Source organism: Pseudoramibacter porci, from assembly GCF_009696145.1.
Taxonomy (GTDB): domain Bacteria; phylum Bacillota; class Clostridia; order Eubacteriales; family Eubacteriaceae; genus Pseudoramibacter; species Pseudoramibacter porci.
The window spans coordinates 137615-162454 of the sequence record NZ_VUMO01000001.1 but is presented as its reverse complement, the minus strand read 5'-3'; the positions used below and the strand labels follow the sequence as shown (position 1 = coordinate 162454).

At 53.3% G+C, this 24840-nt stretch carries 24 protein-coding genes and 1 riboswitch; of the genes, 3 read left to right on the top strand and 21 right to left on the bottom strand.

Translation table 11 applies throughout. The annotated features are described in order from the left end of the window. Nucleotides 1-34 precede the first annotated feature (34 nt). Nucleotides 35-907: a phosphoribosylaminoimidazolesuccinocarboxamide synthase gene (locus FYJ52_RS00925; RefSeq protein ID WP_154575385.1), complete on the top strand. Its 873-nt coding sequence runs from the start codon at nucleotides 35-37 to the stop codon at nucleotides 905-907. Nucleotides 908-969: 62 nt separating this feature from the next. Here the strand turns inward: FYJ52_RS00925 and ribH are convergent, their stop codons facing one another. The 19 genes from ribH to FYJ52_RS00830 form a co-directional block, all read right to left on the bottom strand. Further along, the gene (ribH, locus tag FYJ52_RS00920) at nucleotides 970-1437 is read right to left on the bottom strand and encodes a 6,7-dimethyl-8-ribityllumazine synthase (protein WP_154575384.1); all 468 of its coding nucleotides are present in this window, start codon (nucleotides 1435-1437) and stop codon (nucleotides 970-972) included. A 34-nt stretch (nucleotides 1438-1471) separates the two neighbouring features. After that, nucleotides 1472-2746 carry a bifunctional 3,4-dihydroxy-2-butanone-4-phosphate synthase/GTP cyclohydrolase II gene (locus FYJ52_RS00915; RefSeq protein WP_154575383.1) on the bottom strand — a complete coding sequence of 425 codons (1275 nt, stop codon included), beginning with the start codon at nucleotides 2744-2746 and terminating at the stop codon, nucleotides 1472-1474. Nucleotides 2747-2772: 26 nt separating this feature from the next. Further along, entirely contained in the window at nucleotides 2773-3426 is a 654-nt protein-coding gene (gene ribE / locus FYJ52_RS00910; protein WP_154575382.1) for a riboflavin synthase, read from the bottom strand. 21 nt (nucleotides 3427-3447) lie between these two features. Then, complete coding sequence (gene ribD, locus FYJ52_RS00905) at nucleotides 3448-4563, bottom strand: bifunctional diaminohydroxyphosphoribosylaminopyrimidine deaminase/5-amino-6-(5-phosphoribosylamino)uracil reductase RibD (protein WP_235901453.1); 1116 nt, start codon at nucleotides 4561-4563, stop codon at nucleotides 3448-3450. A gap of 75 nt (nucleotides 4564-4638) precedes the next feature. After that, nucleotides 4639-4755, bottom strand: a riboswitch (FMN riboswitch). Nucleotides 4756-4816: 61 nt separating this feature from the next. Next, nucleotides 4817-5896: an RNA 2',3'-cyclic phosphodiesterase gene (thpR, locus tag FYJ52_RS10315; RefSeq protein WP_205960718.1), complete on the bottom strand. Its 1080-nt coding sequence runs from the start codon at nucleotides 5894-5896 to the stop codon at nucleotides 4817-4819. A 17-nt stretch (nucleotides 5897-5913) separates the two neighbouring features. After that, nucleotides 5914-6417, bottom strand: a complete 504-nt coding sequence (locus FYJ52_RS00895) for an NAD(+) diphosphatase (RefSeq protein ID WP_154575380.1) — start codon at nucleotides 6415-6417, stop codon at nucleotides 5914-5916. Between the two features lie 21 nt (nucleotides 6418-6438). Next, a complete protein-coding gene (gene hydE / locus FYJ52_RS00890) occupies nucleotides 6439-7506 on the bottom strand; it encodes a [FeFe] hydrogenase H-cluster radical SAM maturase HydE (protein ID WP_154575379.1) in 1068 nt (355 codons plus the stop codon). Next, nucleotides 7490-8683: a [FeFe] hydrogenase H-cluster maturation GTPase HydF gene (gene hydF, locus FYJ52_RS00885; RefSeq protein ID WP_154575378.1), complete on the bottom strand. Its 1194-nt coding sequence runs from the start codon at nucleotides 8681-8683 to the stop codon at nucleotides 7490-7492. The genes hydE and hydF overlap by 17 nt, the downstream gene beginning before the upstream one ends. Continuing rightward, nucleotides 8670-9845, bottom strand: coding sequence for a nitrogenase component 1 (locus FYJ52_RS00880; protein WP_154575377.1), 1176 nt, complete (start codon nucleotides 9843-9845; stop codon nucleotides 8670-8672). The genes hydF and FYJ52_RS00880 overlap by 14 nt, the downstream gene beginning before the upstream one ends. Then, nucleotides 9842-11176 carry a nitrogenase component 1 gene (locus FYJ52_RS00875; protein ID WP_154575376.1) on the bottom strand — a complete coding sequence of 445 codons (1335 nt, stop codon included), beginning with the start codon at nucleotides 11174-11176 and terminating at the stop codon, nucleotides 9842-9844. The genes FYJ52_RS00880 and FYJ52_RS00875 overlap by 4 nt, the downstream gene beginning before the upstream one ends. After that, nucleotides 11170-11937, bottom strand: coding sequence for a nucleotide-binding protein (locus tag FYJ52_RS00870; RefSeq protein ID WP_154575375.1), 768 nt, complete (start codon nucleotides 11935-11937; stop codon nucleotides 11170-11172). Before FYJ52_RS00870 ends, FYJ52_RS00875 begins: the two co-directional genes overlap by 7 nt. After that, nucleotides 11934-12194 carry a TM1266 family iron-only hydrogenase system putative regulator gene (locus FYJ52_RS00865; RefSeq protein WP_154575374.1) on the bottom strand — a complete coding sequence of 87 codons (261 nt, stop codon included), beginning with the start codon at nucleotides 12192-12194 and terminating at the stop codon, nucleotides 11934-11936. Before FYJ52_RS00865 ends, FYJ52_RS00870 begins: the two co-directional genes overlap by 4 nt. Before the next feature lie 11 nt (nucleotides 12195-12205). Beyond that, nucleotides 12206-13222, bottom strand: a complete 1017-nt coding sequence (gene hypE, locus FYJ52_RS00860; protein WP_154575373.1) for a hydrogenase expression/formation protein HypE — start codon at nucleotides 13220-13222, stop codon at nucleotides 12206-12208. Then, nucleotides 13219-14289 carry a hydrogenase formation protein HypD gene (gene hypD, locus FYJ52_RS00855; RefSeq protein ID WP_154575372.1) on the bottom strand — a complete coding sequence of 357 codons (1071 nt, stop codon included), beginning with the start codon at nucleotides 14287-14289 and terminating at the stop codon, nucleotides 13219-13221. The genes hypE and hypD overlap by 4 nt, the downstream gene beginning before the upstream one ends. After that, a complete protein-coding gene (locus FYJ52_RS00850; protein ID WP_154575371.1) occupies nucleotides 14286-14498 on the bottom strand; it encodes a HypC/HybG/HupF family hydrogenase formation chaperone in 213 nt (70 codons plus the stop codon). Before FYJ52_RS00850 ends, hypD begins: the two co-directional genes overlap by 4 nt. Nucleotides 14499-14518: 20 nt before the next feature. Next, nucleotides 14519-16861 carry a carbamoyltransferase HypF gene (gene hypF, locus FYJ52_RS00845; protein WP_154575370.1) on the bottom strand — a complete coding sequence of 781 codons (2343 nt, stop codon included), beginning with the start codon at nucleotides 16859-16861 and terminating at the stop codon, nucleotides 14519-14521. Further along, nucleotides 16854-17888, bottom strand: coding sequence for a nitrogenase component 1 (locus FYJ52_RS00840; RefSeq protein WP_154575369.1), 1035 nt, complete (start codon nucleotides 17886-17888; stop codon nucleotides 16854-16856). Before FYJ52_RS00840 ends, hypF begins: the two co-directional genes overlap by 8 nt. Continuing rightward, nucleotides 17885-19198, bottom strand: coding sequence for a nitrogenase component 1 (locus tag FYJ52_RS00835; protein ID WP_154575368.1), 1314 nt, complete (start codon nucleotides 19196-19198; stop codon nucleotides 17885-17887). The genes FYJ52_RS00840 and FYJ52_RS00835 overlap by 4 nt, the downstream gene beginning before the upstream one ends. Further along, nucleotides 19195-19944 (bottom strand): nitrogenase iron protein NifH, encoded by a 750-nt coding sequence (locus tag FYJ52_RS00830; RefSeq protein ID WP_154575367.1) that lies wholly within the window; start codon nucleotides 19942-19944, stop codon nucleotides 19195-19197. Before FYJ52_RS00830 ends, FYJ52_RS00835 begins: the two co-directional genes overlap by 4 nt. A gap of 288 nt (nucleotides 19945-20232) precedes the next feature. Between FYJ52_RS00830 and FYJ52_RS00825 the strand changes: the two genes are divergently transcribed. Further along, nucleotides 20233-20976: a TVP38/TMEM64 family protein gene (locus tag FYJ52_RS00825; RefSeq protein ID WP_205960717.1), complete on the top strand. Its 744-nt coding sequence runs from the start codon at nucleotides 20233-20235 to the stop codon at nucleotides 20974-20976. A 69-nt stretch (nucleotides 20977-21045) separates the two neighbouring features. On the opposite strand, the gene FYJ52_RS00820 is transcribed toward FYJ52_RS00825, so the two are convergent. Further along, the gene (locus FYJ52_RS00820) at nucleotides 21046-21561 is read right to left on the bottom strand and encodes a hypothetical protein (protein WP_154575365.1); all 516 of its coding nucleotides are present in this window, start codon (nucleotides 21559-21561) and stop codon (nucleotides 21046-21048) included. Nucleotides 21562-21587: 26 nt separating this feature from the next. Beyond that, nucleotides 21588-23960, bottom strand: a complete 2373-nt coding sequence (locus tag FYJ52_RS00815; protein ID WP_154575364.1) for an HAD-IC family P-type ATPase — start codon at nucleotides 23958-23960, stop codon at nucleotides 21588-21590. A gap of 90 nt (nucleotides 23961-24050) precedes the next feature. Here FYJ52_RS00815 and FYJ52_RS00810 point away from each other — a divergent pair, with 90 nt between their 5' ends. After that, on the top strand, nucleotides 24051-24806 hold the full coding sequence (locus FYJ52_RS00810) for a type I 3-dehydroquinate dehydratase (protein ID WP_154575363.1): 756 nt from the start codon (nucleotides 24051-24053) through the stop codon (nucleotides 24804-24806). Nucleotides 24807-24840: the final 34 nt, after the last annotated feature.

Below are 24840 nucleotides of genomic sequence, written 5' to 3'. Positions count from 1 at the left end.
CAACGTATTCTTGAAAATTTACAGGAGGCTTTTCATGAAAACCTATCAACCGGTCAAAGAAGGCAAAGTTCGAGAAATTTACGATATTGGCGATGCCTTGGTCATGGTCGCCACCGACCGTATTTCCGCGTTCGATGTTATTTTAAAAAATCAAATTGTGAAAAAGGGCACCGTTCTGACTCAGATGTCGAAATTCTGGTTTGATTACACCGAAGACATCATCCCCAATCACATGATTTCCGTCGACACGGCCGACATGCCGGAATTCTTCCAAAATGAAAAATACGGCGGCAACAGTATGCTCTGCAAAAAACTGACCATGCTGCCGATCGAATGCATTGTCCGCGGCTATATCACCGGCAGCGGCTGGAAAAGCTATCAAGAAAACGGTACCGTCTGCGGCATTAAACTGCCAGACGGCCTGATCGAATGCGACAAGCTTCCGGAACCCATTTACACCCCGAGCACCAAAGCCGATCTCGGCGATCACGATGAAAACATCAGCTTTGAACAGAGCATTGACGTTTTAGAAAAACACTTCCCGGGCCACGGCGAAGCGTACGCAAAGGCGCTGCGCGACAACACCATCGCATTGTACAAAAAATGTGCCGATTACGCCCTCTCCAAAGGCATCATCATCGCCGACACCAAATTTGAATTCGGCCTCGACGAAAACGGCACCCTCGTCATCGGCGATGAAATGCTCACACCGGACAGCAGCCGTTTCTGGCCGCTCGAAGGCTACAAGCCAGGTCAAGGACAGCCGTCTTTCGACAAGCAGTTCGTCCGCGATTGGCTCAAGGCCAATCCAGATTCCGACTACAATCTGCCCCAGGATGTCATCGACAAGACCATCGACAAATACAAAGAAGCTTATCATCTGTTGACGGATAAAACCATCGACTAACGGGATCAAAAAAACAGAGAGATTTGAAGGATTCAAACCTCTCTGTTTTTTATTTGCTTCAATTATTTTTCGATCGTCTTGATCAAATTAACCATTTCGATCGCCGAGCAGGCCACGTCGTAGCCTTTGTTGCCGGCTTTTGTCCCCGCGCGTTCGACGGCCTGTTCGATGTTTTCCGTCGTCAACACGCCAAACAACACTGGAATGCCCGTGTTCAAGCTGACCTGTGCAATGCCCTTGCTCGCTTCGTTGCAGACGTAATCGTAATGACTGGTTGCGCCGCGGATGACCGCTCCCAGACAAATTACCGCGTCGTATTGGCCGGACTGTGCAAATTTTTGGGCGATCAACGGAATTTCAAAAGCGCCGGGCACCCAGGCGATGTCAATGTTGTCATCATCGACCCCGTGGCGAATCAACGCGTCCTGGGCACCGGAAACCAGCTTTGACACGATAAACTCATTGAAACGCGCCGCAACCACGGCGACTTTCATCTGTTGTGCAACGACCTTACCTTCTAATTTATTCATGATTTTTCCTTCTTTCTTACTTTCTTAATAATTCTTATTCTTCGTTCTTTTTAGCTTCTTCCACCTTGCTGTAGCTGATCGGGTAAGCGTGTACATGGCGGTCGTGTTCGTAATGGGTCATGTGGTTCATCCGCTTCTGCTTCGTCATGAGGTAATTGTAATCGTAGGGCTGAGCCTCGATTTCAATCGGCACCCGTTCCTCAATGGTGATGCCGTATCCGGAAAGCCCTGTAATTTTCTGCGGATTATTGGTCAGAAGGCGCAGGCGTTTCGCGCCGATATCCCGAAGAATCTGCGCGCCGACGCCGTAATCTCTCAAATCCGGCGGAAAGCCCAGTTTAATATTGGCTTCGACCGTATCGTAGCCCTGTTCCTGGAGGGCGTAGGCCTTGATTTTATTGATGAGTCCGATGCCTCGCCCTTCCTGTCTCAAATAGACCAAGACGCCCCGGCCTTCTCTTGCAATCTGGCGCATGGCCTGATGCAGCTGATCCCCACAGTCGCAGCGCGAAGAGCCAAAGACATCTCCGGTCAGACATTCGGAATGCATGCGGCAGAGCACCGGCTCGCCGTCAGCGACGTCGCCCATCGTCAAGGCAACGTGATGCTCGCCGTTGATTTTGTTGCGGTAACCAAAAATTTTAAAATTGCCATAAGCTGTCGGCAGATCCGCTTCCGCTTCTCTGACCATAATCGTGTCGTTTTTGACGCGGTATTTGATCAAATCGTCGATGGTCACCACTGTGAAATCGTGCTTTTCCGCTAAATCCAACAGTTCAGAGGTGCGCATCATTGTGCCGTCATCGCGCATGACCTCGCAGCAGAGTCCGACAGGTTTCAAGCCGGCAATGTGCATCAAGTCGACCGTCGCTTCGGTGTGGCCGCCGCGGGTCAGAACGCCGCCGCGTCGGGCTTGAAGCGGGAACATATGTCCCGGCCGTCTGAAATCTTCAGGTTTCACATCGTCCGCAACCGTTTTGATCGCCGTCAATGATCGTTCATAAGCGGAGATGCCTGTTGTCGTGTCCACGTGATCGATGGAAACGGTAAAGGCGGTGCTGTGGTTGTCTGAATTTTCATCAACCATCTGCGGTAGATCCAGCTTCCGGCACCACGCTTCACTCATCGGCATACAAATTAGCCCTTTGGCTTCGCTCGCCATCAGATTCACATTTTCCGGTGTTGCAAATTCCGCCGCACAGATCATGTCCCCTTCGTTTTCGCGGTCCGGATCGTCAATGCACAGGATGATTTTGCCATCTCTTAAATCCTGCGCTGCTTGTTCAATGGTTCCGATTGATTTTGCCATTTTATTGTCTCTTTTCTATTTATTGATTAAAAGCCGTATTTTTTTAAAAATTCAAGGCTTAAGCCGCTGTCCTTTTGTTTTTCGTCCCGAAACATTCGCTCGCACCATTTTTCGATGTATTTTCCCACCATGTCACATTCGAGATTGAGCGCATCGCCAACATCTTTTTCTCCCAGCGCGGTCACCTCGAGGGTGTGCGGGATGATCGAAACTTCAAAAGCTGTGTCGTCAACATTGGCCACGGTTAAACTAATGCCAGACATCGCGATCGACCCCTTTTCAACGATGTAATTTAATATGTCTTTAGATGTCCTTACAGTGAACCACACCGCGTTGTCGTCACGCCGCCTGTCGACGATGATGCCGATGCCGTCAATGTGCCCGGCCACCATATGGCCGTTGAACCGGCCGTTTGCCGGCATTGCCCGTTCGAGATTGACGCCGTCGCCGACTTTCAGTTTCGCCAGTGCACTGCGGTTCAGGGTTTCGGACATGACATCCGCCGTGAAATACCGGCTGCCGACTGCCGTTGCCGTCAAACAAACGCCATCGGTCATGATGCTGTCTCCGATTTTCGTTCCCGCTAGCACAGTCTTGCAACCGACCGTCAAAATACACGACCTTGCCCCTTTTTTGATACTCTGAATCGTACCGATTTCTTCTACAATCCCTGTAAACATACATACGCCTTCCTATTTTTCTTACACATATTGCGGGCAACCCGTGATACAAAAATCACGGTCATAAGACGTAAGCGTCATCTTCCTTAACTGCACCGCTTGGCTCATCTTTTCGACACCAGTACCGCCGACCGGCGACGGTGCACCACTTCCGCCGATCACTTTCGGCGCGATAAAAGCGTGCACCTTATTCACAAGGTGAGCTTTGAAAGCTGCGCCCATCAGCGTACTGCCGCCTTCAAGAAGTATGCCGTCGATTTCCCGATCTGCCAAAATCCTCAAGGCTTGCTTCAAATCGATCTGGCCATTTTTATCCAACCCGCACGTGATGACTTGAACACCGCAATCTTCCAAGACGCTTTTTTTGTCAGGATCAGCTTCTGGGCCGGCGATGACCCACATCGGGATGTCACTCGCCGTCTGAACGAGCGCAGCGTCTATCGGCAGGCGCAAATGCGTATCACAAACGATTCGGACAGGATCAATGCTGTTTGCGATGCGGCAGTTAAGCATCGGATCGTCGCTGAGTACGGTACCAATACCGCACATGATCCCTTTGTAATGTCGGCGCAGACGGTGAACCGCCTGCCGAGACGCTTCGCCGCTGACCCATTGTGAGTCGCCCGACACCGTTGCAATCTTGCCGTCCAGTGTCATCGCGTATTTTGCATCGACAAAGGGCAAATGGGTCGTCATGTAATATTCGAAGACTTCATTGCACTTGCGGCATTGGTCCTCAAGTATGCCAGTGATGACTTCAATGCCGGCGTCGCGCAGTTGCTTCACGCCTTTACCGGCGACCTTTGGATTGACATCCAGTGCCCCGACAAAGACCCGGGCAATATTCTTTTCAATAATAATATCCGTACACGGCGGTGTGCGGCCTGTGTGGCAGCAAGGCTCGAGGGTCACGTATAAATCGGCGCCCGCCGGATCTTCGGCGCAATGCAGCAGCGCGTTGCGCTCCGCGTGATAGCCGCCGACATGTTCGTGGTAGCCCTCGGAGATGATCTGTCCATTTTTAACAATTACACAGCCTACCATCGGATTGGGCGAAGTGCGTCCGTCGCCTTTTTGAGCGAGGGCTAAAGCTTTGGCCATCATGGCCTCTTCAAATGACAATTCTGGTTCTTCCATATTGGATTCCTTTCTACCAGGACGCCAATAAAAAAACGCCCTGAAAAATCAGGGCGTCGAGCTATAACAAAGCAGTTCGATCTTCTTCCATCCGGACTATAACCGTCGGTCCCGGAATTTCACCGGATCATGCCAAAAAGGCTCGCGGACTTTACCGCCGATAGGGAATTTCACCCAACCCTGAAGATTGAAATAATGAATTATTTAATTGACAACATTAGTATAGATAATAAGTAAACGTCTGTCAAGACGATCACAAAAATATTTTGAGGTACACTGGCGGCACCTTTTTCGTCATCCAGACGCCGTTGGCCGACAGATAGAAGTGACAACCATCTCTTGCCATTTGGCCGGCATCAATCTTAAAGACAACCGGTCTGCCGTGGCGGCTGCCGACTTTTTCCGCCGTCTGAGGATCTGTTGACAGGTGTACGTAGAGGCGTCCCATCGGTTGAAGGCCCTCTTCCAATATGCGCGCCACTGATTTTTCCCCGGTCCCGTGCCACAAAATATCGGGCGGGACACGCTGCTCGGGCTCCACATCCACTGAAATCGAATGACCTTGGTTCGCTCGGATTTTTGTCCCGTCGGCGTTGAATGCGTAACGCTGTTTCGCATCGCATCGGACAATTTTTTCAAGGTAAGGTCGGTCAAAGGCGCGGGTCTTCGCCATGCCGGCGATGAGCTCGTCTACATCTGCCCATCCGTGATGGTCTAGAGCCACGCCGATTTTCTCCGGATGATGCCGAAGCACAAGGCTTAAAAATTTGCTGTCTCGGGTCATCCGCTTTTCCGGCGTCAGCGGCTTGCTTTTGTGCGTGCGCCCACGGCCATCCACCGTGAATAAATCCGTGTAGCGCGCGCCCTGCGCCCCCCGTTCAGACTGAATCAAGGCGATGCGGGAGACGACACCGTCTGCCGAGTCTAAATGCACAGCGAAAGCATTCGCGCTCTTGGCCTTTCTCAAAATCGTGATGTGCGGTTTAAAGGGTTTCTCGTCAAACGCTACGCCGATGCGCTTCAGCGCGGTTCTGAGCCGGCTGTCCAAATCATCGAGGGCTGGCTGCGGCGCCGGCGCCACCCAAACCAAATCTCCAAACCGTCCATTGGTTTTGAGCTTGAGGTGAAATGGCGTAAACCGTATCTTTTTTAGGACCCGTTCGACAGCGTCCACTTCATTTGCATCACATTCACCAAGAAAGGCCAATGTCAAATGCAGATGAGACGCTGGGACGAAACGCCCACTGACGCCTTGGCGTTTCAGATCGGCCTGAGCCCGGGCAATGGCCTGGCACTGCATTTTTGACAGATGGATACCAATAAACAACCGCATAGCTGCCTCCGTCGAATTTAAAAGGGATACGTGCCGTCTAAATAACCCAACAGAAAATCTCTGGCTAGACTGTTTGGCCGAATCACTTGCCGCGCCTCTTCGATCGTGAACCATTTCCAACTGTCTATTTCCCAGTTCGGTTCCGGTTTTCCCTTCACAATCGCTGTAAAATTGAGCATCAACGTATTCGTGGGCTTAAAATAATGAGAACGATTGAATTTCAGCTTCTGAACTTCCAGCTGCATCTCTTCATTCACCTCTCGGCAAACCGCGTGTTCGGCATCCTCTCCGCGGTTCACGTAGCCCGCTACTAAAATATAGCTTGGTCTGCCGTACTGCTGAATCAGCAGAATGTGGTCCTGACCCTCATTCATGACAATGGTGCTGATCGCCGTATTAAATACCGGAAAGCGATACGCCTCGCAAACTGGACAATAGGGCACAATGCCCTCATCCTTTAAATAACGATGCAGCAGCGTTGCACCGCAGTGCATACAATGGGTCATTTCAGGTACAGACATTTTGATTTCCCCCTTCTCTCATTATTTTATCCCGTTAGATAGCGCGATGTGATCGCCGCGGTCGACTGCGACGTGGTAGCCTGTTTTTTCGATCCGCATCGCCATACACCGTCTGCATTCGGCCGCCTCATCTCCGGTACAAATCTTTCCATCGTAAAGCAGATATTTGCCGCGGACACTCGTCGGCGAAAGATTGGGCATGACAACATTGGCTCCGGCTAAAATGCCCTTCTCCCGTCCCAGCGGGTCGATCGTGCCGAGCGCCGTCGTCGCCGGCAGCAGGACGTCCGGCTGCATCAGCCTGATGATCGCCAAAAGGTGAAGTGTCATCTTCAAGGTTCCGGACGGTTGACCGCCAAAGGGCGTATCCTTTTGAGGAATGAACGGGCCAATGCCGATCATCTCCGGCTGAAGGGCCCGCATGAATACAAGATCGTCGACCAAATAATCGAGGGTCTGTCCCGGTGCGCCCACCATCATCCCAGCGCCGACCTGATAGCCGATGGCCTTTAACGTTTTGAGACAGCGCTTTCGATTTTCACCGGACAGCTCCGGCGGATGCAGTGTGCGGTAATGTTCGGGGTTGGCCGTCTCATGACGCAGCAGATACCGGTCCGCTCCGGCCTCAAAATAAGCGCGGTAGCTGGCTTCCGATTTTTCTCCGATGGAGAGGGTCACCGCACAGTCCGGATGGCGTCTTTTAATTTCCCGTACCAGATTGCAGATTCGCGCATCGGAATACGTCGGGTCCTCCCCGCCCTGCAGTACAAAGGTTCTGAAATCCAAATCGTAGCCCCGGTCACAGCATTCCAGAATCGTCGCATCGTCCAGACGGTAACGTTCAACGTGCGCATTGTCCCGCCGAATACCACAGTAATAGCAATTATTTTTGCAGACATTGGTAAATTCGATGAGGCCGCGAAGATAGACCGCCTTGCCGTATACCGCTTCCCGGACACGGCGCGCCTGGGCGTAAAGTTCTTCAGACTCTGCGTCGGTAATCGTGCGCAGAAGAAGCTTTAAATCCGCCCTCGAAAGATCCCGGGTCTCAGCCAGCTGCTTGATCCGCGCCTCATTTTTCGTGGCCATCCAACACCTCGAGACTGCGGTCCAGTATACCGTTGATTTCAGCGATGATGGTACCGTAATTCGTAAAGGGCACGTGCTGTTCGACGGCCTTTTTCATTCTGGATTTGATCTCTGTACCGCTTTGCATGCAGCCGCCGCAATGCACCACCATCGCGTACGGACTCAGATCATCCGGAAAGCTTTTGCCCGACGACGTTTCGAAGACGAGATGCATCCCCGTTTTCTTCTGAATCCAATGGGGCAGTTTAACCGTTCCGATATCGTAGCATTGTCTGTGGTGGGTACAGCCTTCGGCCATTAAAATCTTGTCCCCGTCTTTTAATCGATCCAGCTGTCGGACACCGTCGACCGCCGTCTTTAAAAATCCCTTGTGCCGCGCCATTAAAATCGAAAAGGATGTCAGCAGAACCGAGCGCGGCACCACCGACGCCACCTTCTTGAAGGCTTGGGAATCGGTTACGACGAGTGCCGGCGGCTTTTGAAGCGCGTTCAAGGTTTCAGGCAGTTCCGTTTCCCGGCAGCAGATGCCTATCGCGCCAATGTCAAGCAGTTCGCGGAGCACCTGCTGCTGCGGCAGGATCAGTCGTCCCTTTGGCGCCGATTCATCGATTGGAATCACCAGTACCACTACGTCGCCCATGGCGACTAAATCGCGGATAATCGGCTGATCCTGAGTTTTCGGCTGCAGCGCTGCGATTTTTTCCTTGAGGGCATCGATATGCCAGCCGGTTTTGGCCGATACGTCAATTTCGTTTTCGCCGCGTTCCGGCCGCACTGTGTTCAGGTCCGCCTTGTTGTACACCACGAGATAGGGCAGATTTTTTTCTTTAAAACGCTCGATCAATGACCGGTCTTCTCGGGAAAGCCCGCGTTCGCCGTCTACGACTAACACCGCGATATCGGTGCGTTCCATCTCTCGATAACTTCGTGCAACGCGCTTGGCGCCCAATTCACCGACATCGTCTGTCCCGGGCGTATCGACAATCAACACCGGCCCCAAAGGCAGTATTTCCATGGTTTTTTCCACCGGATCCGTTGTCGTGCCCGCTTTTTCTGAGACCACGGCCAGATCCTGACCGGTTACCGCGTTGACAACGCTGGATTTGCCGGCGTTGCGTTTCCCGAAAAATGTAATGTGGAGCCGTTCGCCTGCCGGCGTTTCGTTAAGTGTTGCCATCTTCTATCTCCTTTTCTAAATTGCTGAATGCCTGATCGTCAAAAAGATTAACCGCTTGATTGAACCCAATTCTCCCGGAAAAAGCAAAATGATGCAGCGGAATCTGCTGCGCCCCCTTGGGCGCCAAAGGGGCGTAAAGCGGATCTGCGACAACGATCCGCGCGCCGTCAAGGGATGCCTTGATTTCCGCTTCGCCTTTGATGCGCATCGACGCATTGGGTACCAGCGCGTCTGCACCTTCCGTCGGGACGATCACACGAACCGGCTTCTCTTGTGTGGCCGTTAGCGCCGCCGCGATCGAACCGGCTTGGACTGCTTCACCGATGACTGCAATCTGCCCTTCTGTGGCTTTTGAGCTCTGAATCTGATCGCGGTAAGGCAATCGGATCTGAGCGTCTCGCGCGCTGCATTCGAGGGCCTCAAACACCGATTCTGAAAAAGCCCCGACCGGACATCCCGCCACTGCCGGCGTTCCAAACCGATCCTGCAGCACCTTTGCCGCGCGCCACCCGGTCGAAGAAACCACGAGGTTAACGGCTGCACCGCCTGCCCGCCGGATCTGATCGGGATCGCAATCGAGGGCCCAGTTCGACTGAATCTGCCATCCGACCTCAATCAGCTTGCGCTCCAGAGAGGCGGCACTGCCCGACACATCAAAATCCAAAGGTGTCAGACCGAGAATATTTACGCTGCGGGGCCGTTTTACGGCGTCTGAATCCGCAACTAAAACTTTGGCCACAGCTTCAAAAGCCCGGCTTGCACCGTCGACGTAATCGTGAAGACCATTGGTCGGAATGTAGAACACCGGCACGCCAGTTTGATCCTCGATCATTTCGGAAAGCCCCTCGAAATCGGTCCCAATAATGTACGGGATCGGCGAATTGCACAGGGCAATAAACCGGGGCTGGAGATTTTGAGCCGCCTCAACCACGTCGTCGACAAATTTTTCGTCGTTGCCGACAATCGCGTCCATATCGTTAAGGCCTGAAATGAAAATCAAGCTTTCCCGATCGGCCCACCGCGTTTCGTCGTGGGTGTTGAACGTCGAATTGCAGCCGGAGGGATCGTGGATCACGACCATGCCGCCCAATTCATAAAGTGCAGAGGCCGCACCTGACACGTCCCCAGCGTAGCAGGGAATTTGCGTAAAAACTTGTCTCATAAGACGCAGGTACACCCCCATCCTTTTTGCGCGATCACCGGCTTCGCCTCTTTAGGATGATCCAGCGCGTCACACATTCTCTGCATGAGGGTTCGCTGTCCGCTGTATCCCCATAGGCCGCCGTTTGCGACCATTTGCACAAAGTATGTGCTCTTTTCAAACCAGGCGGCTCTCGGTCCGATGGCCAGTACTTTTTCCTTAGGATTCGGCCAGCGCCGCATTTCTGGGCGCAGCGTCGAACAAAGGACAAGAGACGGCGCGTGGGTTTGCAGCCATTCAAAATCTGCCTGCTCCTCAGGCAAAAATCCATCCGCGTAGATGCGCACCACATTGAAATCTGATTCGATTAAAAACCGTGCCAAGCTCAAGGGCCTAAAGACCCCAACCGCGTCAATCGCAATGGGCATCTGTCCAATGCGCGCTTTTGCAAATTGGACCGCTTCTCCGGCCGCTTTCCTTTTGGAGGCGCGCCACTCAGATAACTGCCAGCTGTAATCTTTCGCAAGCGCGTCGAGGGACGCGTCGATCTCTGCGTCTCGCCAGCCAACGTTTAAATTGAAGACTGGCCGATTCAACCGCTTGCCGAGCCCTTCCGCGGCCAGCTTTGCAAAAGGTGAGACGAAAATTTCTGCAGCCGCTGCGCCGGTTTTTCGGTAAGTTTCAAAATCCGGGCAGGCACTCATGGTATTGAGGCGAATGCCGCCGCGTTCCAATAGATTGGCAAAATCGTTTGTCTGTACTGAACCGGCCGGTGTGTCCGGGCCAATCAGGTTCACCTGTGTGCAATCTGGCGGCAAGTCGTACAGCGGCCGCGTCATTTCCAGACGCTCCCGTTCGTCCGGCGTGGTGCCGCGCTTTTGCATGATCGGATCCATCCAGCACCTCAGCCAAAAAATATCGGGGTATTTGGCTTCGAGCACCTCGTAAACCTGATCTATGTCCGTCCCCACGAAATGGTGCAGACAGACGGGAAAGACCAGCACTGCTTTGGGGCGGGTCTTCCATTTCTCGATACAGCCGATAATCCCCTGAAGGGTGACGTCCGTCAAGTCGCTGTCCAAAAGATCCTTTTCTTCGAGAAGCACCATGCCAAAGCGGTCGCCCGCGTCCATTTCATCAGCCGTCATCACCACGCCGCGCATGCAATTATCCGCGCAGATGTAAATCTGGCGGCTTTCTGGTAATTGCATCCCAATGTGCACAATATTCCAGTGACTGTGCTCCGGTGTGTTGAACTCCAATCCGGCATCAAAGGGGTTGGGGAATTGCGCTTTGGATATCGGCATCGACGCCTTGGAAAAATCAGCGCCGGCGCCCACACGCTTTAACATGATTCACCCCCGGTTTCGCGAAGGTATATCGTCTCGGCCAGCTGCCGGTAGGCCGCGGCCGTCTCTGAATCTGGTTCCGTCTCCATCACAATGCGGTGCACGTCGTCCGCAGCTCTGACCCTTTCAGAATCGGCCAGCGTGCCGACGACGGTACTGTGAAAATCGGCTGCCAGCTTTTGAACTGCGGACGCTTTTTCTCCCTCCTGTTTGCGGTTAAAGATGAAACCGCCGAGTTTTGCGTAGTGCCGTGCTTTAAAATGATCGACCGCCATTGCAATATTGGCCGCCGCATAAATCGACATCGCTTCACTGGAAGTTAAGATGTACACCGACTGCGCGTATTTTTTTCGCATGGGCATCGCGAAGCCGCCGCAGACCACATCGCCGAGCACATCGTAAAGCACGACGTCCGGCGCAAGCTTTTCGTAAAGCCCCTTTTCCGTCAGCTTTTCCAGCGCCGTAATGACACCGCGCCCGGCACAGCCGACGCCCGGCAGCGGGCCGCCGGTCTCGGCACAATACACGCCGCTTTCGCTCCGGACGACAACGTCCTCTAGATCGAAGGCATCGTTGACCTGCCGGCACATGTCCATCACCGTCACCATTTTCTGACCATGGCAGAGATTCATTGTCGAATCCGCCTTGGGGTCGCAGCCGATCTGAACGACGCGCTGCCCTCGCTCAGCCAGCGCTGCCGCAAGATTGGACACTGTCGTCGACTTGCCGATGCCCCCTTTTCCGTAAAACGCCAGCTGAATCATGGCGCTTCCGTGATAACATCCGAATACGCAGTTTTCACCGTCACGCCGGGAAGCTGACCAATGCCGCCGGACAGTGTCGCAATCACGTTTTGCGGGGCATCGACTGCAACGCTGATCAAGTTAATATCTTTTTGACGGTAGGGGATTCCCATACGCCCGATGATATAATCTGACGCTTCATGAAGCAGCTCGTTGATTTTTTCTACTTCATTTTTGTCTCTCACAATAATTGAAATGACCGCAACTCTTGTTTTCATTCCTTCTCTCCTCAGCAAATTCTTGGCAAAAGCTCCGTCCCCGGCTCCGGCAGAAAAGTCTGCGCGCCGATCGCGGTTTCCATCACGACCCGTTCTGGATTGTCCTCGGTGATCACACCGATTTGACAGACCCCTTGCGTGTCGGGATAGGCCGACATCGCGTCGATCACCCTATTGGCCCTTTCCTGCGGCATGATCATCACCATGCGCCCTTCACAGGCCAGATAGAGCGGTTCAAGACCGAGCATGCCGCAGACACCGGCAACCGCCGGATCAACAGGAATGTCTTCAGCGTTCAGCCGAATCCCCACATGGCTCTGATGGGCAATTTCGTACAAAACCGTTCCGACGCCGCCTCGGGTCGCATCCCGGATCACGTGAATATCTGGCGCAGCCTCCAGCGCTGCCGAAACCGGGTGCCAAAGCGGCGCACAGTCGCTCGTCACATGGGCGTCGATCCCGTACGTGTCCCGGGCGAGCAGGACGGCACAGCCGTGTCGGCCCACATCGCCTGTAACCAAAACGGCGTCGCCTGGTTTCGCCTCTGCGCCAGCCAGTTGGACGCCCGACAGCAATTCGCCCACACCGGTCGTCGTGATGAAAACCTGATCCGCCTGGCCCTTGCCGACGACTTTCGTATCCCCGGCCACGAGGACGACACCGACTTTCTGGGCTGTTTCGGCCATCGCCTTCGCAATTTGATCGAGCTTCGCCGTTTCCAAGCCTTCTTCGATGATAAACGCGCAAGTCAAATACAACGGCTTTGCACCCATACAAGTCAAATCGTTGACCGTTCCGCAGATCGACAGTTCGCCGATATTGCCTCCCGGGAAAAAAGCCGGTGAAACCACAAATCCATCGGTTGACATGGCTATCTTGCGACCGGGACGCGGCAGTACCGCCGCGTCATCTGCTGTCAGAAATGGATTGTCAAAATATTTTGCAAAAATTTCGTGAATCAGCGCTGAGGTTTGTTTGCCGCCCGCTCCGTGAGCCAGCGTGATCTGATTCGGCAGCTTTTCTGTCATTTTACACCTCCATACAAATAATAAGCCGAGCACGTGCCTTCGCTTGACACCATACACGCACCTGTCGGGTGTTCCGGCGTGCAGACTTTCCCAAATAGCGGGCAGTCCACCGGACGGCAATTCCCCTGAAGCACATCGCCGCAGCGGCAGCCCGGATTGTCCTTTCCGATCGTCTCAGGCAAGTCAAAACGTACAGCCGCATCGTAATCTGAAAAAGTCTCGCGCAGCTTCATACCGGAGTTCGCAATTTTACCGATGCCCCGCCACCAGGCGTCACAGGGTTCCATAACCTTTTTGACCAGCTTCTGCGCTTCCAGACTTCCCGTCTCCGTGACAACCCGCGGATAGGCATTGACGCAGAACGTCTCGCCGGCTTCAAACTTTTTGACGGCGATGGTCAAAGCGCTGATCAATTCGCCGGCCGTAAAGCCGGCCACCACGCCGCTGACGCCTTCTTTTTCCATTTTCCGGCAGTCCGCCATCCCTGTAATGGCGTGCACGTGGCCCGGATACAAAAAGATATCCGTGCTGTCTTTCATCGCTTCGTACGCCGCGGGCATCGTTTTGTTGGCCGTCAAGATCGAAAAATTGTCCGCACCGTCTGCGATCGCATGATCGACGGCAAGACAGGCCGACGGTGTTGTCGTTTCAAACCCCACCGCGAGAAAAACTACCGACCGATCTGGATTTTCGACTGCAATTTTTTCCGCATCCTCCGGCGCGTACACAATCCGGACGTCAGCGCCGTCTGCCCTGGCCTGGCTTAAGCTTTTGTCCGTTCCCGGCACTCGCATCAAGTCACCAAAGGTGCAGACCGTTGCGCCGCAGTCCTCCGCCAACGCGACAGCCCGATCGATGTACCCGCCCGGTGTGACGCAGACTGGACAGCCCGGGCCGGATATCAGTGTAATCTTCGGCGATAAAATCTGCCGGATCCCCTGTCTGAATATTTCGTGGGTATGGGTGCCGCAGACCTCCATGATCCGCACCGGCGGCCCGTCGTAAGTCTTAAGATATTGGATCGCTTTTTTCAGCGAATCCGAGAGTCCGTGTTGATGATTCGTCATAGTAGATGGTCCAGTAGATTTTCTGTTTCGTGGCTGTCGTCGTCGGTGATTTTGGCAATGGCTGTCCCCGCATGCACCATGACGTAATCGCCCGGTTCTAAGCCATCAAGGAGCTTTGCCGAAATTTCCCGCTTCGCGCCTGATGCGTCGACAACAGCCGTCCCTTTATCGGTCAATTTGACCACTCTTGCTGATAATCCTACACACATAACAAATTCCTTTCTCTTCTTTACTTCTGTTGATCCGTCGTATTTTGCAGACGGCTCATCGCCGCTACCGCCTGCCCCAAGGCAATGCCGCCGTCATTGGGCGGCACCAGCTTGTGAAGCAGCACCTCAAAGCCGCGCGCCTTTAAGCCTTCGGCTGTCAGCCGCGTCAACATTTTATTTTGAAACACGCCGCCGCTGAGTGCCACGGTGTCGATTGAACACCGTTCTCGAATCCGGCAGCAGGCCGAAATCATCATTTCCGACAATTCAATATGGAAGGCATAGGCCAAACGGCCCGTCTCTTCCCCCGTGGCCTTTCGGGCAATCAAATCATTAAACCACGCTGTCGTCGGCAGAACCACCTGCCCGCTGGCATTTTCTGTCACTGCCGGAGATAAATGAGCCGCTTCATCGGGATGGACGGCTTCGTACATTTCGGCAGCCGTCTCCAGCGCCATCGCCGCTTCCCCTTCAAAGGTCGATTCGCGGCAAATGCCAAGCCCCGCCGCTGCGCCGTCGAATAGCCGTCCGGCGCTCGTCGAGCGCACCGCGTTGATTTTTCTCTCGGCCATCATTTTGAGCACCCTGGCCTGTTTAACGTCGCACAGCCCGAGTGATAAGACGAGCGCCTCCCATTCCTCGGGATCTGGATGTTCTGCCATCAAGAGCGCCGCGGCAATCCGCCATCCTTCTTTTGAAGCGGCGTCGCCGCCCAACTGCCAAAAGGATTCGATATGGCCGACGCGTTTGTAATGCTGCCAGTCCGCGATGAATAGCTCACCGCCCCAAATTGTGCCGTCATCGCCGTATCCCGTTCCGTCGAAGGCCAAGCCGATCACCGGGCGGTCCACATCATTTTCCGCGGTGCAGGCCACGATATGCGCGTAGTGGTGCTGAATCGGCATGACCGGCAAGCCAAGGGTCCCGGCAAACCGCGTCGACTGGTACCGCGGATGCAGGTCGCAGGCGACAGCCTGGGGCTTCACCTTCAAAAGGGTCAGCATCCGTGCCGTGCTCTCCTTAAGGGCGTTGAGTGTCCGCACATCGGCCAAATCCCCAACGTAAGCCGAGGGATAAAAAAGCTGATCGTGCCCAATACAGAACGTGTTTTTCAGTTCACCGCCGACGGCTAGAATCTGCCCGTGCATCGGCAGCGACACCCGGTACGGCAGCGGCGCGTATCCTCGGGAACGTCTGATCATGTAAGGCTGACGCCTGCCGTCAACCGTGACAAAATCCATTACCGAATCGTCAGCGCGGGTGACAATGGGCCGGTCGTTGGAAAGGATCACATCGGCAAAATGCGACAGCTCCCTTTGTGCTTCCGCGTCGTTGTGGCAGATGGCGGCCCCCGCCGCATTACCGCTGGTCATTACCAAACTGTCCGGCATGTCAATCCCGTCATCGTAATCAAATAATAAGCACTGGACCGGCGCATAAGGCAGCATGACGCCGACGGTTAACTGTCCCGGCGCGATGCCCTCGCACAATCGTCCGCCCTTTTTTTTCTCGAGAAGTAAAATGGGTTTTTGATGCCCGGTTAAGATGCGCGCCTGCCCAGCGTCGATGACGCATTCCCGCCGCACCGCCGCTTCGTCCCGCATCATGACCGCTAAAGGCTTGTGGGGCCGATGTTTGAGGTGACGCAGTCTGGCGACGACCGCCGCATTCTCCGCGTCGCAGCAGAGGTGAAAACCGCCGATGCCCTTAACTGCCGCGATGCCGCCGTCGGCAATGATCCTGCGCGTCTTTGTCATCGCTTCGTGTCCTCGCTCCGCACGGCCGAGCAGATAGAGCTCCGGGCCACAGCTCGGACAGCAGACCGGCTGCGCATCGTAGCGGCGGGAGGCCGGATCGGTGTACTCTTCGGCGCAGTCCGAACACATCGGAAAATCCTTCATGCTCGTCCGCTCTCTGTCATAGGGCAGCTCGTCGAGAATCGTCAGACGCGGCCCGCAGTTTGTGCAGTTGATAAAAGGATGAAGATATCGCCGATTGTCCGGATCAAAAAGCTCTGTTTTGCATTGATCGCAAATCGCAATATCCGGTGAGACGAAAATTGCCCCTTTCACTTTTTCACTGTCGACAATTTGAAAATCATCAAAATAAATCGGTCGATCGACTGCTTTAATTTCCGTCTTCATCACGGTGGCCCGCTCCGGCGGCGCATTCTCGATTTGCTTTTCAAACGCCGTGACCTGCTCAGGCGTGCCTTGCGCGAGAACTTCCACCCAGGCCCCACGATTGCTCACTTGACCGCAAATGCCAAGGGCTTTTGCATATCGGCTAACCGTCGGTCTGAATCCGACGCCCTGCACGATGCCGTACAATCGGATCCGGTGTGTAATATTAACATCATTCATGGGGATTCAACCGCTTTCCGGAAACCGCAAAATGGGGCCAATCAATCCATTGCCCTGTGAAATGCTTCGCCAACGGCTTCAGCATCGGATCTGCCGCAATGATGTCGTAACCGCCCGCATCGACAGCCCGCTCAAAATCGTCTTCTTCTGTCAGTCTGAGGTCTCCGGGCTGCTCTAATGCCTTAAGCCGCATAAACCACGTCGCCCCTGTCACCGAAGACGCCCCGCGGTCGAGCCAAACCTTCCGCGCCGAATCCAATGCTACCTGTTGATGTACCGCTAAAATGCGCTTGCCCGATACGTCAGGAACCAATTCGGCAAACTGCGCCGCCATCGGATCCCTTAAAGTGTACGGCACATCGAAATGCGCGTTCAGCCATTTTGCGGCTTTAAGCCCATCTGGCGCCACAACGATGTTGCGCTCAGCGGCGGCCGCTTTGACAAGTGTCTCCAATCCCGAAGTCCAGCCCACCGCCGTATATGCCGGGTGCGCTTTCAAAAAGGCACCCAGCGCATCCGTGTCACAGTCAAAGGGCGTCGCCCCTAAGATACCGATGCCCTTTGGCGCTGCATGCGGCCGGTTCGTGCAGAATTTTTTAAACAGCGCGAGATACGCTTGTTCACAGCCCACATCGTAAAGTTTGAAACCGTTGGTCTCTACAGCAAAAGCCGGCACGCCGCTTTGTTTTTCGATCAGACGGCACAGCGATTTTAAATCCGTTCCGATTACGGCCGGAACTGGCGTGCCAACGAGGGCAACGAATTTCGGACGCAGGGTCTCGGCAATACCAACCGCCTTATCGACTAAAAGCTGATCGCGCCCGAGAATCGCATCCATATCTCTCAGCCCTGCACTGAAAACTGCAGCAGGCTCGCTTTCGAATCGGGGTTCATCAAATCCACAGATATTGCCTGTGCAGCCGCCGGCGTCAACGATAATCACGGCGCCGCCCAGCGCGTAGAGGATGGAAACCGCCCCGGACTGATCCGGCGCAAATGGCGTCAATACCTTTCTGAGCCCCTTCATGCCACGACTCCTTTCTTTTCGACCCGATCGACTGCTTCGCAAACCGCCTGGGTAAGCTTGATCACGCCTTCAAATCCAAAGGGCTGCGTTTTACCACGCCACGGCACCACAGCCGTATTGACGCGTCCACGATAATAATACGCGGTATCCTCGCCAATGGCGATGACCGGTCCGCCATCCTCCGGCACGTAGCGCACCATCTGCGGATCGGCGTTATCGTAAATCTTGAGCGCCGGCTTAAGCGCCGAGAGCTTCTCGAGCCACGGCCAATATTCAGCGGCAGCCGTACCGTAAACCGCTTGGACCTCACAGCCTGCCCTGATCAGGGCCAGCGATAATTCAAAGGGATTGGCGTCGGCCACTTCCCCAACGGCGTAGGTCCATCCCGCCGTTCGTTTCACGAGCTTATTCATCGCCGCCTTGGCCTTTTCCTGGGATGACGCTATCTTAAATGTCACGCCAAGCGCCTGCCCGAGGGCCTGATACTGCGACGCGATTTTATCGATTTGATACAAGCGGTTCATCTGGATGAACGGTATGCCTAAGCGTTTGTGCAAGTCTTCCGCTGCCGGCAATGCCTCTGGATTTAGCACCAAATTGAAATTGGCTGCCGCCATTTCTTGAAATGCTTCCATATTTTGACACTCGGCAATTTGTCGAATCTGTCGGACGCCGACAGCATTCAACAACTCGAAAATTTCGCTGCTGCGGTCGACGCCGCCAAAATAACCGAGTAAGTTGACGCCATCGACTTGCCGCTGTTTTTCTTCAAGCAGCGAATACAGCGATTGTCTGACGTGCACCATTGGCGGCCGCCTGCCTTCACGGGTCAACGCGTACATGTAGCAGGGCCGGACGGGAATGCCGACGGCCTCCTCCGCCTTTCGGCAAACCCGTTCCATATCCGTCCCGAGCAGCGCGTCCACACAGGTAATGCAAATCATCACCACAGACGGCTTTTCTGAGAGAAAGGCCACCACTTCTTCTACCGCCTCTGGAATTTTCGTCAGGTGACGGCCTGTGATCAAATCGGTCTCGTCCATTGTCAAATAATAGAAACGACCGCGATATTCCGGCCGTTCCGAAAGCGCTGAGGTATTTCGCCCGCAGCATCCAGGAGAAACGATGAGCATGATCGAACCTGGAATGGCGAGCCCGGCCCGCTTGACGCCGTAGCCTTCTGCACCCGGTGAATTGTAAGCCAGCGTTGCAGGTGAAGAGTAAATCAACTGCCGCGTATCGGCAATTTGCGACTGAAGCGCCGCTTTTCCCGCGCTGACAATCGATTGAACCGTCCGCCCCACGCTCATCTTTCACCCTCCAGCCGCTCAGACAGGGCGATAAATTTTTGAGCGATATCGAGGGTCTGGTCCCCCTCGACAACGGTCATGCCGCAGTCCTCGAAGCGATTGATCGCGTCACTTCGTGGCAGGTCTGCAACAATCGGCAGGCCGCAGCGCGCCGCAAAGGCTTCGACTTTTGACCTTTCATCCGGCACGTTGCGCCGATTGAGAATCAATCCCTCTACCGACGCGTAGCCGCGGTCCTCAAAATTTTTAACTGCCGTGTTGATGTTGTTCGCCGCGTACAGCGCCATCTTCTCGCCAGAAGTCACGATCAGCACCTTTTCAGCATAGCCTTCTCGAATCGGCGCAGCGAATCCCCCGCAGACGACGTCACCGAGCACATCGTACAGAATCACATCGGGCTTTACCGTTTCAATGAGTTCAAGTTCTTCGAGGAGCTGAAAGGTCGCGATAATGCCTCTCCCTGCGCAGCCCAGCCCAGGTGTCGGCCCGCCGGTTTCGATACAAACGACGCCACCGTAGCCGACCGCTGACAAATCTTCAAGATGTTCCGGCTCTTTCCCTTCACGCAGCAGCGTCATCACTGGCGTCACCGGCTGATTGTGCAGTAAATTGATGGTCGAGTCTGCTTTCGGATCGCAGCCGATCTGTATGACTTTTTTCCCTCGACTGGCAAAAGCGGCAGCCAAATTGCTGGTCACCGTCGATTTGCCGATGCCTCCCTTTCCGTAAACGGCAATCTTTAACATCTTTTCTCCTTCATTAAATAAAAAAGACTTTTACCTTAATTTCATTCAATTAAAATAAAAGTCAGTTCAAATCACCATTGTTCTGACTTCCCTGTTAAGATCCTATTCTTTCCACGTCAGTCTGCTATCATTATAAATGGAATGGGGCATACCGTCAATCTTATGGTGTTTATTTCACCGGTTGTCTTGACAATCCTTAAAGGATTGAGATATTATAATGGTTACTTATATTCGATTTATTTCGACTTTACAAATAAGATAAAAACATCATATATAAAGGATGCGCGTATGAATCATTCGTTCAAGTCTTTTTTACAAAAGCATTGGAAAAATCTTGTCGTGATCGCAACCGTAGCCGTTTTTATCTGGATGATTTATATCGCGTTCGGTAACGCCGCAAAGTCCTTCCCCATGCTCGTCAAATTGCTGCAAAAGGGCGATGAAGAGGAAATTGCCGCCTATTTGGCAAAACAGGGACGGTGGCGCGGCTTTCTCACGATTATTCTCTTTTCAATCATTCAGGTGATCAGCATTGTTTTCCCAGGGATGGCTATTCAGGTCGCCGCCGGGCTGATTTACAAATGGTGGGTTGCTTTTATTTTGTGCTACGTCGGCTTTGTCGCCGGCAACTGCATGGTTTTCGTCTTCGCTCGCAGAATCGGCAATCGCTTTGCGGAAAAAACAGCGCTGGGACGTAAATTATCCGGCTCCCTCCAGAAGAAAACCGAAAGCAGCTGGATCATGAGTAAAATCAATTCGGCCAATCCCGAATTTGTTTTCGGCATGGCTTGCCTCATTCCCGGCATTCCCAACGGCATCATTCCCTATATCGCTTCGTCGACATCCATTTCTGCCGTCGGTTTTGGCGCGGCTGTGGCTGCCTCCAGCTGGATTCAAATCGTTCTGAACTGCCTGGCCGGTTCTTTCTTGATTCGCGGCAAATACGGATTTGTCGTGCTTTCTTTTGCGGCACAAATCGCGCTCATTCTTTTCATGCTTTGGAAGCGGGATTGGTTCTTATCGAAAATGTAACGTTAAACAAAAAGGCTTTCCACAAGCGATCGCAAGGATCGCTCTGGAAGGCCTTTTTATTTTTTCTCTTTACGCTTCTTCAATTGTCTTTAACGAGACAGCAAAGGTATTGTCTGTAAAATCGCGGTCTAAATCATCGAAACACGCGTCGTAAAACTGCTTCATCACCCAGATTTCCGGCACCTTTTGAACCACATCGGAAAGATCTTCCTTTTCCGTCAGCATCAATTTGCTCGAATCGCCTTGGGCAAAATCTGCCAAGGCGTTCTGCGTCGCGATCCGCATGACCGTAGCCATGAATACCTGTGCGCTGTTCCAGTCCACCACGTGATAATCCGGTGCATCTCCAAGATTTTCCAAGGTCTGCATCACGCCGGTGATATCGTACTCCAGGTTCGGGTTGACGCCTACCTCAAGGGTATAGCGGTTTTGGTTCATGCTGCTATCATGTTCGTTTAGAGGCGACGCTTCCAGAACTTTGGGATCGACCTGTCCCTTTGTTTCCAATTCCTTTTTTTCTTCGTCAGATTTTGCAATCACGCACATTTTTAAAAGTGCGTCTGCTGATGGTCCAATCATTTTCATTGTAAATTCCTCCCTTTTTCTTGTTTTTAGGTGATATTTTCATAAGCGATGGTTTTTCTGCCCGTACGCTTCGCGATCAAATGATCGATCAAGATAAAAAATTTCGTCAGCACTTGCATGCACGGCACGGTTGCAATCGCAAAGAGCACGAACAGCATCACACATTTTACCGAAACGAACTGAATATCAAACAGCGAATTCATCGTCACCGCCAAAACAACCAATCCGGCAATACAACCGCTGATCACAATGGCGCGGAACGGATTGAGCGGCCTGGAAATATTGTACAGAATAATGAAACCGACAATGGCCAGCAAAAACGTCGCGGCTACGGAAATGTCCTCGTTGCCGACGCCAAAGGTCTGTCCAAATATGACCAGTGCCGCAATCATAAAGAAGTCCGTCAATGCGGCCGGCATGGCCCTGAGCATGACCCGCTGGATAAAATGGCCTTCAATGCGCCGGTTGTTTGATTCCATCGCGAGGAAGAATGCCGGAATCCCGATGTTGAACATCGACACAAGGGAAATCTGCGACGGCGTCAGCGGGTATTTCATGATGCTGACGATCGTAAAGATCGAGAGCAGAAACGAAAAGATATTCTTCACCAAAAACAGCGTCGCTGAACGTTCGATGTTATTAATCACCCGGCGGCCTTCAGAAACGATTTGAGGCATGTGGGAAAAATCGGAATCGAGCAGAGCAACCTGCGCCGCCTGAACGGCTGCCTCGGATCCCGAAGCCATCGCAATCGAGCAGTCCGAATCCTTCATCGCCAGAATATCGTTGACGCCGTCGCCGGTCATCGCAACCGTGTGCCCCTGAGCCTGCAAGGCGTGAACAATTTCGCGTTTCTGCTCCGGGGTGACCCGGCCAAACACCGTCATGTTTTTAACTGCCTCGTCGATCGCTTGGGGAGAATCCAACGTTTGGGCGTTGACGTAATGCGCTGCACCGGCAATCCCCGCCCGTTTGGCCACCTCCGAAACGGTGACCGGGTTGTCGCCGGAAATCACTTTCACCGTCACGCCCTGACTCGCAAAATACTCAAAGGTCTGGGCTGCGTTTTCCCGAATCGGGTTCTGAAGCATGACGAAGAAAATCGGATCGACATCGCATTGATCCAGCCCGTTTTCCGGAATAGCATCCCTGTCCATCACCTGCCCGAAGACCACCACGCGATACCCTTTGGACGCGTAACCATTGACTTCGTCCTGATAAAGATGAAAATGACGCTTAAGGACGATTTCTGGCGCGCCAAGCACGAAAACACCTTCTCTGAAACGTACGGCCGAGTACTTGTAGCGCGACGAAAAGGGCAGGGTCTCGACCGCATCTGCGGCTTTCGTCTCGCCGAAATAATCAATCATCGCTTCAGACGTCGCGTTGCTATCGTCTAAAGCGCCCAAATAGCGGCTGACCAAATCCCCCGCACGTGTCATCTGCGCGCGGTTCATCTGCCGCACCGGCACTGCGTCGGCCACGAGCATCGCGTTGTCTGTAATGGTCCCGGTCTTGTCGACGCAGACCACATCGACGCGCGCCAGCGACTCAATGCTCTTCATATCGTGAAGCATGACTTGTTTTCGCGCCAAACGCATTGCAGAAACCGCCAGTGTCACGGAAAGCAACAGATACAGCCCTTCTGGAATCATGCCGATCACGGCGGCAACCATCGACGGCACCGCACTGGTAAACGAGTTGCCCGCCACCCCAATACTTTGGTAAAGGAGCAGAATGCCAATCGGGATGATTACGATTCCGGCAAGTTTGACGATCCCGTCAATGGCGCGCACCATTTCGGAACGGTCGTCGGTTTCGACGGCCTTGGCCTTCAGCGTCAGCTTGTTGATGTAGGCGTCAGCGCCGACGTGGGTCAGCCGCGCCACGCATTTCCCCGACACCACAAAAGCGCCAGACATGAGTTCGTCCCCAGGCTGTTTCGTAATTTCGTCAGCCTCGCCTGTCAGCAGTGCCTCATTCACTGCGATCTCGCCGGAGATCACTTCAGCGTCCGCGGGGATCTGCACGCCACCTTCCAGCACGATCACATCCCCTAAGACCAGTTCCTCTGTCCGCATTTTTTTGGGCCTTCCGTCGCGGTACACGACCGATACCGGTGCATTCATGATGGTCAGCTTGTCCAGTACCCTTTTTGCTTGAACCTCTTGGATAATTCCAATGAACGTATTCGCGATAATCACCGGGAGAAAGGTCAGCGAATTCCATGCGCCGCTCACCACCAAAAGCAGCGCCAGGACGACGAAAATCAAGTTGAAGTACGTCAGCGTATTTTCTTTGATGATCTGCTTGACCGTCTTCGCTGACTTTGAAACCTGGGTGTTGCCCTTGCCGTCAGCCATTAATTTTGCGGCTTGCTTTGATGATAAACCTGTCATCTGACTTTCCTCCTTTTGCGCAGCGTGTTTGAATTGATTTTTATTATAACACAACTTGAAAATTTATCGGATGAGGCGTAAACTTAAATTATGAAATCTTTAAGTCAATCTTTTATTTTAGCGCCCAATACTTTTGCGCTTTGTATTCCCATTGGTCCCAATCAGAAAGACGTCCTGCCCGCTTACGCCGAACAGGCCGCAGCATTGAAACCTGATTTAATCGAATGGCGCCGGGATGCCCTCGGCTTGATGAGCGACGACGAGCAAACTGTATGTCTCAATGCATTGGCTGAAAAACAGGTACCACTCCTCTACACTTTCCGAAGTTTTGAAGAAGGCGGCGCTTGCGCCGAAGCAGGTGAAAATGTCCGCTGTCAAGCCACGATGCAAGCCCTTGCCCATCCTGCTGTCGCTTACATCGACATCGAGGCCGGCAGCTCAGAAAAAATGATCAAACCTCTTCGGAAGGCAGCGCACAGCCAGGGCAAGCGTTTAATTTTATCCTATCACAATTTTAAAAAGACATTGAAGCCCAAAGCCTTCAAGCAAAAACTCTACGACATCGCCGAACTTGGCCCGGATGTCATTAAAGTCGCCATGTGGGCTGAAAATAAAGGCGATATTCTGCAGTCTGCTTCCGTGATGCTCCGTTTCCTTCAGAAGGGGCATTGGAAAAAGCCGATTATTTTCATCATGATGGGCGAACCTGGAAAACTGCTGCGCGTCGCGCCGGAATATTTTGGCGGCAGCCTGACTTACGCAGCTCTTTCTGATGCTGACGCGACGGCGCCTGGACAACTCACCCCCGACACGATCCGCCGTTTCAGAAAAGACTTGCACCTTTAAGCCTTCTCCGTTATCATCATAGAAAACCTACACA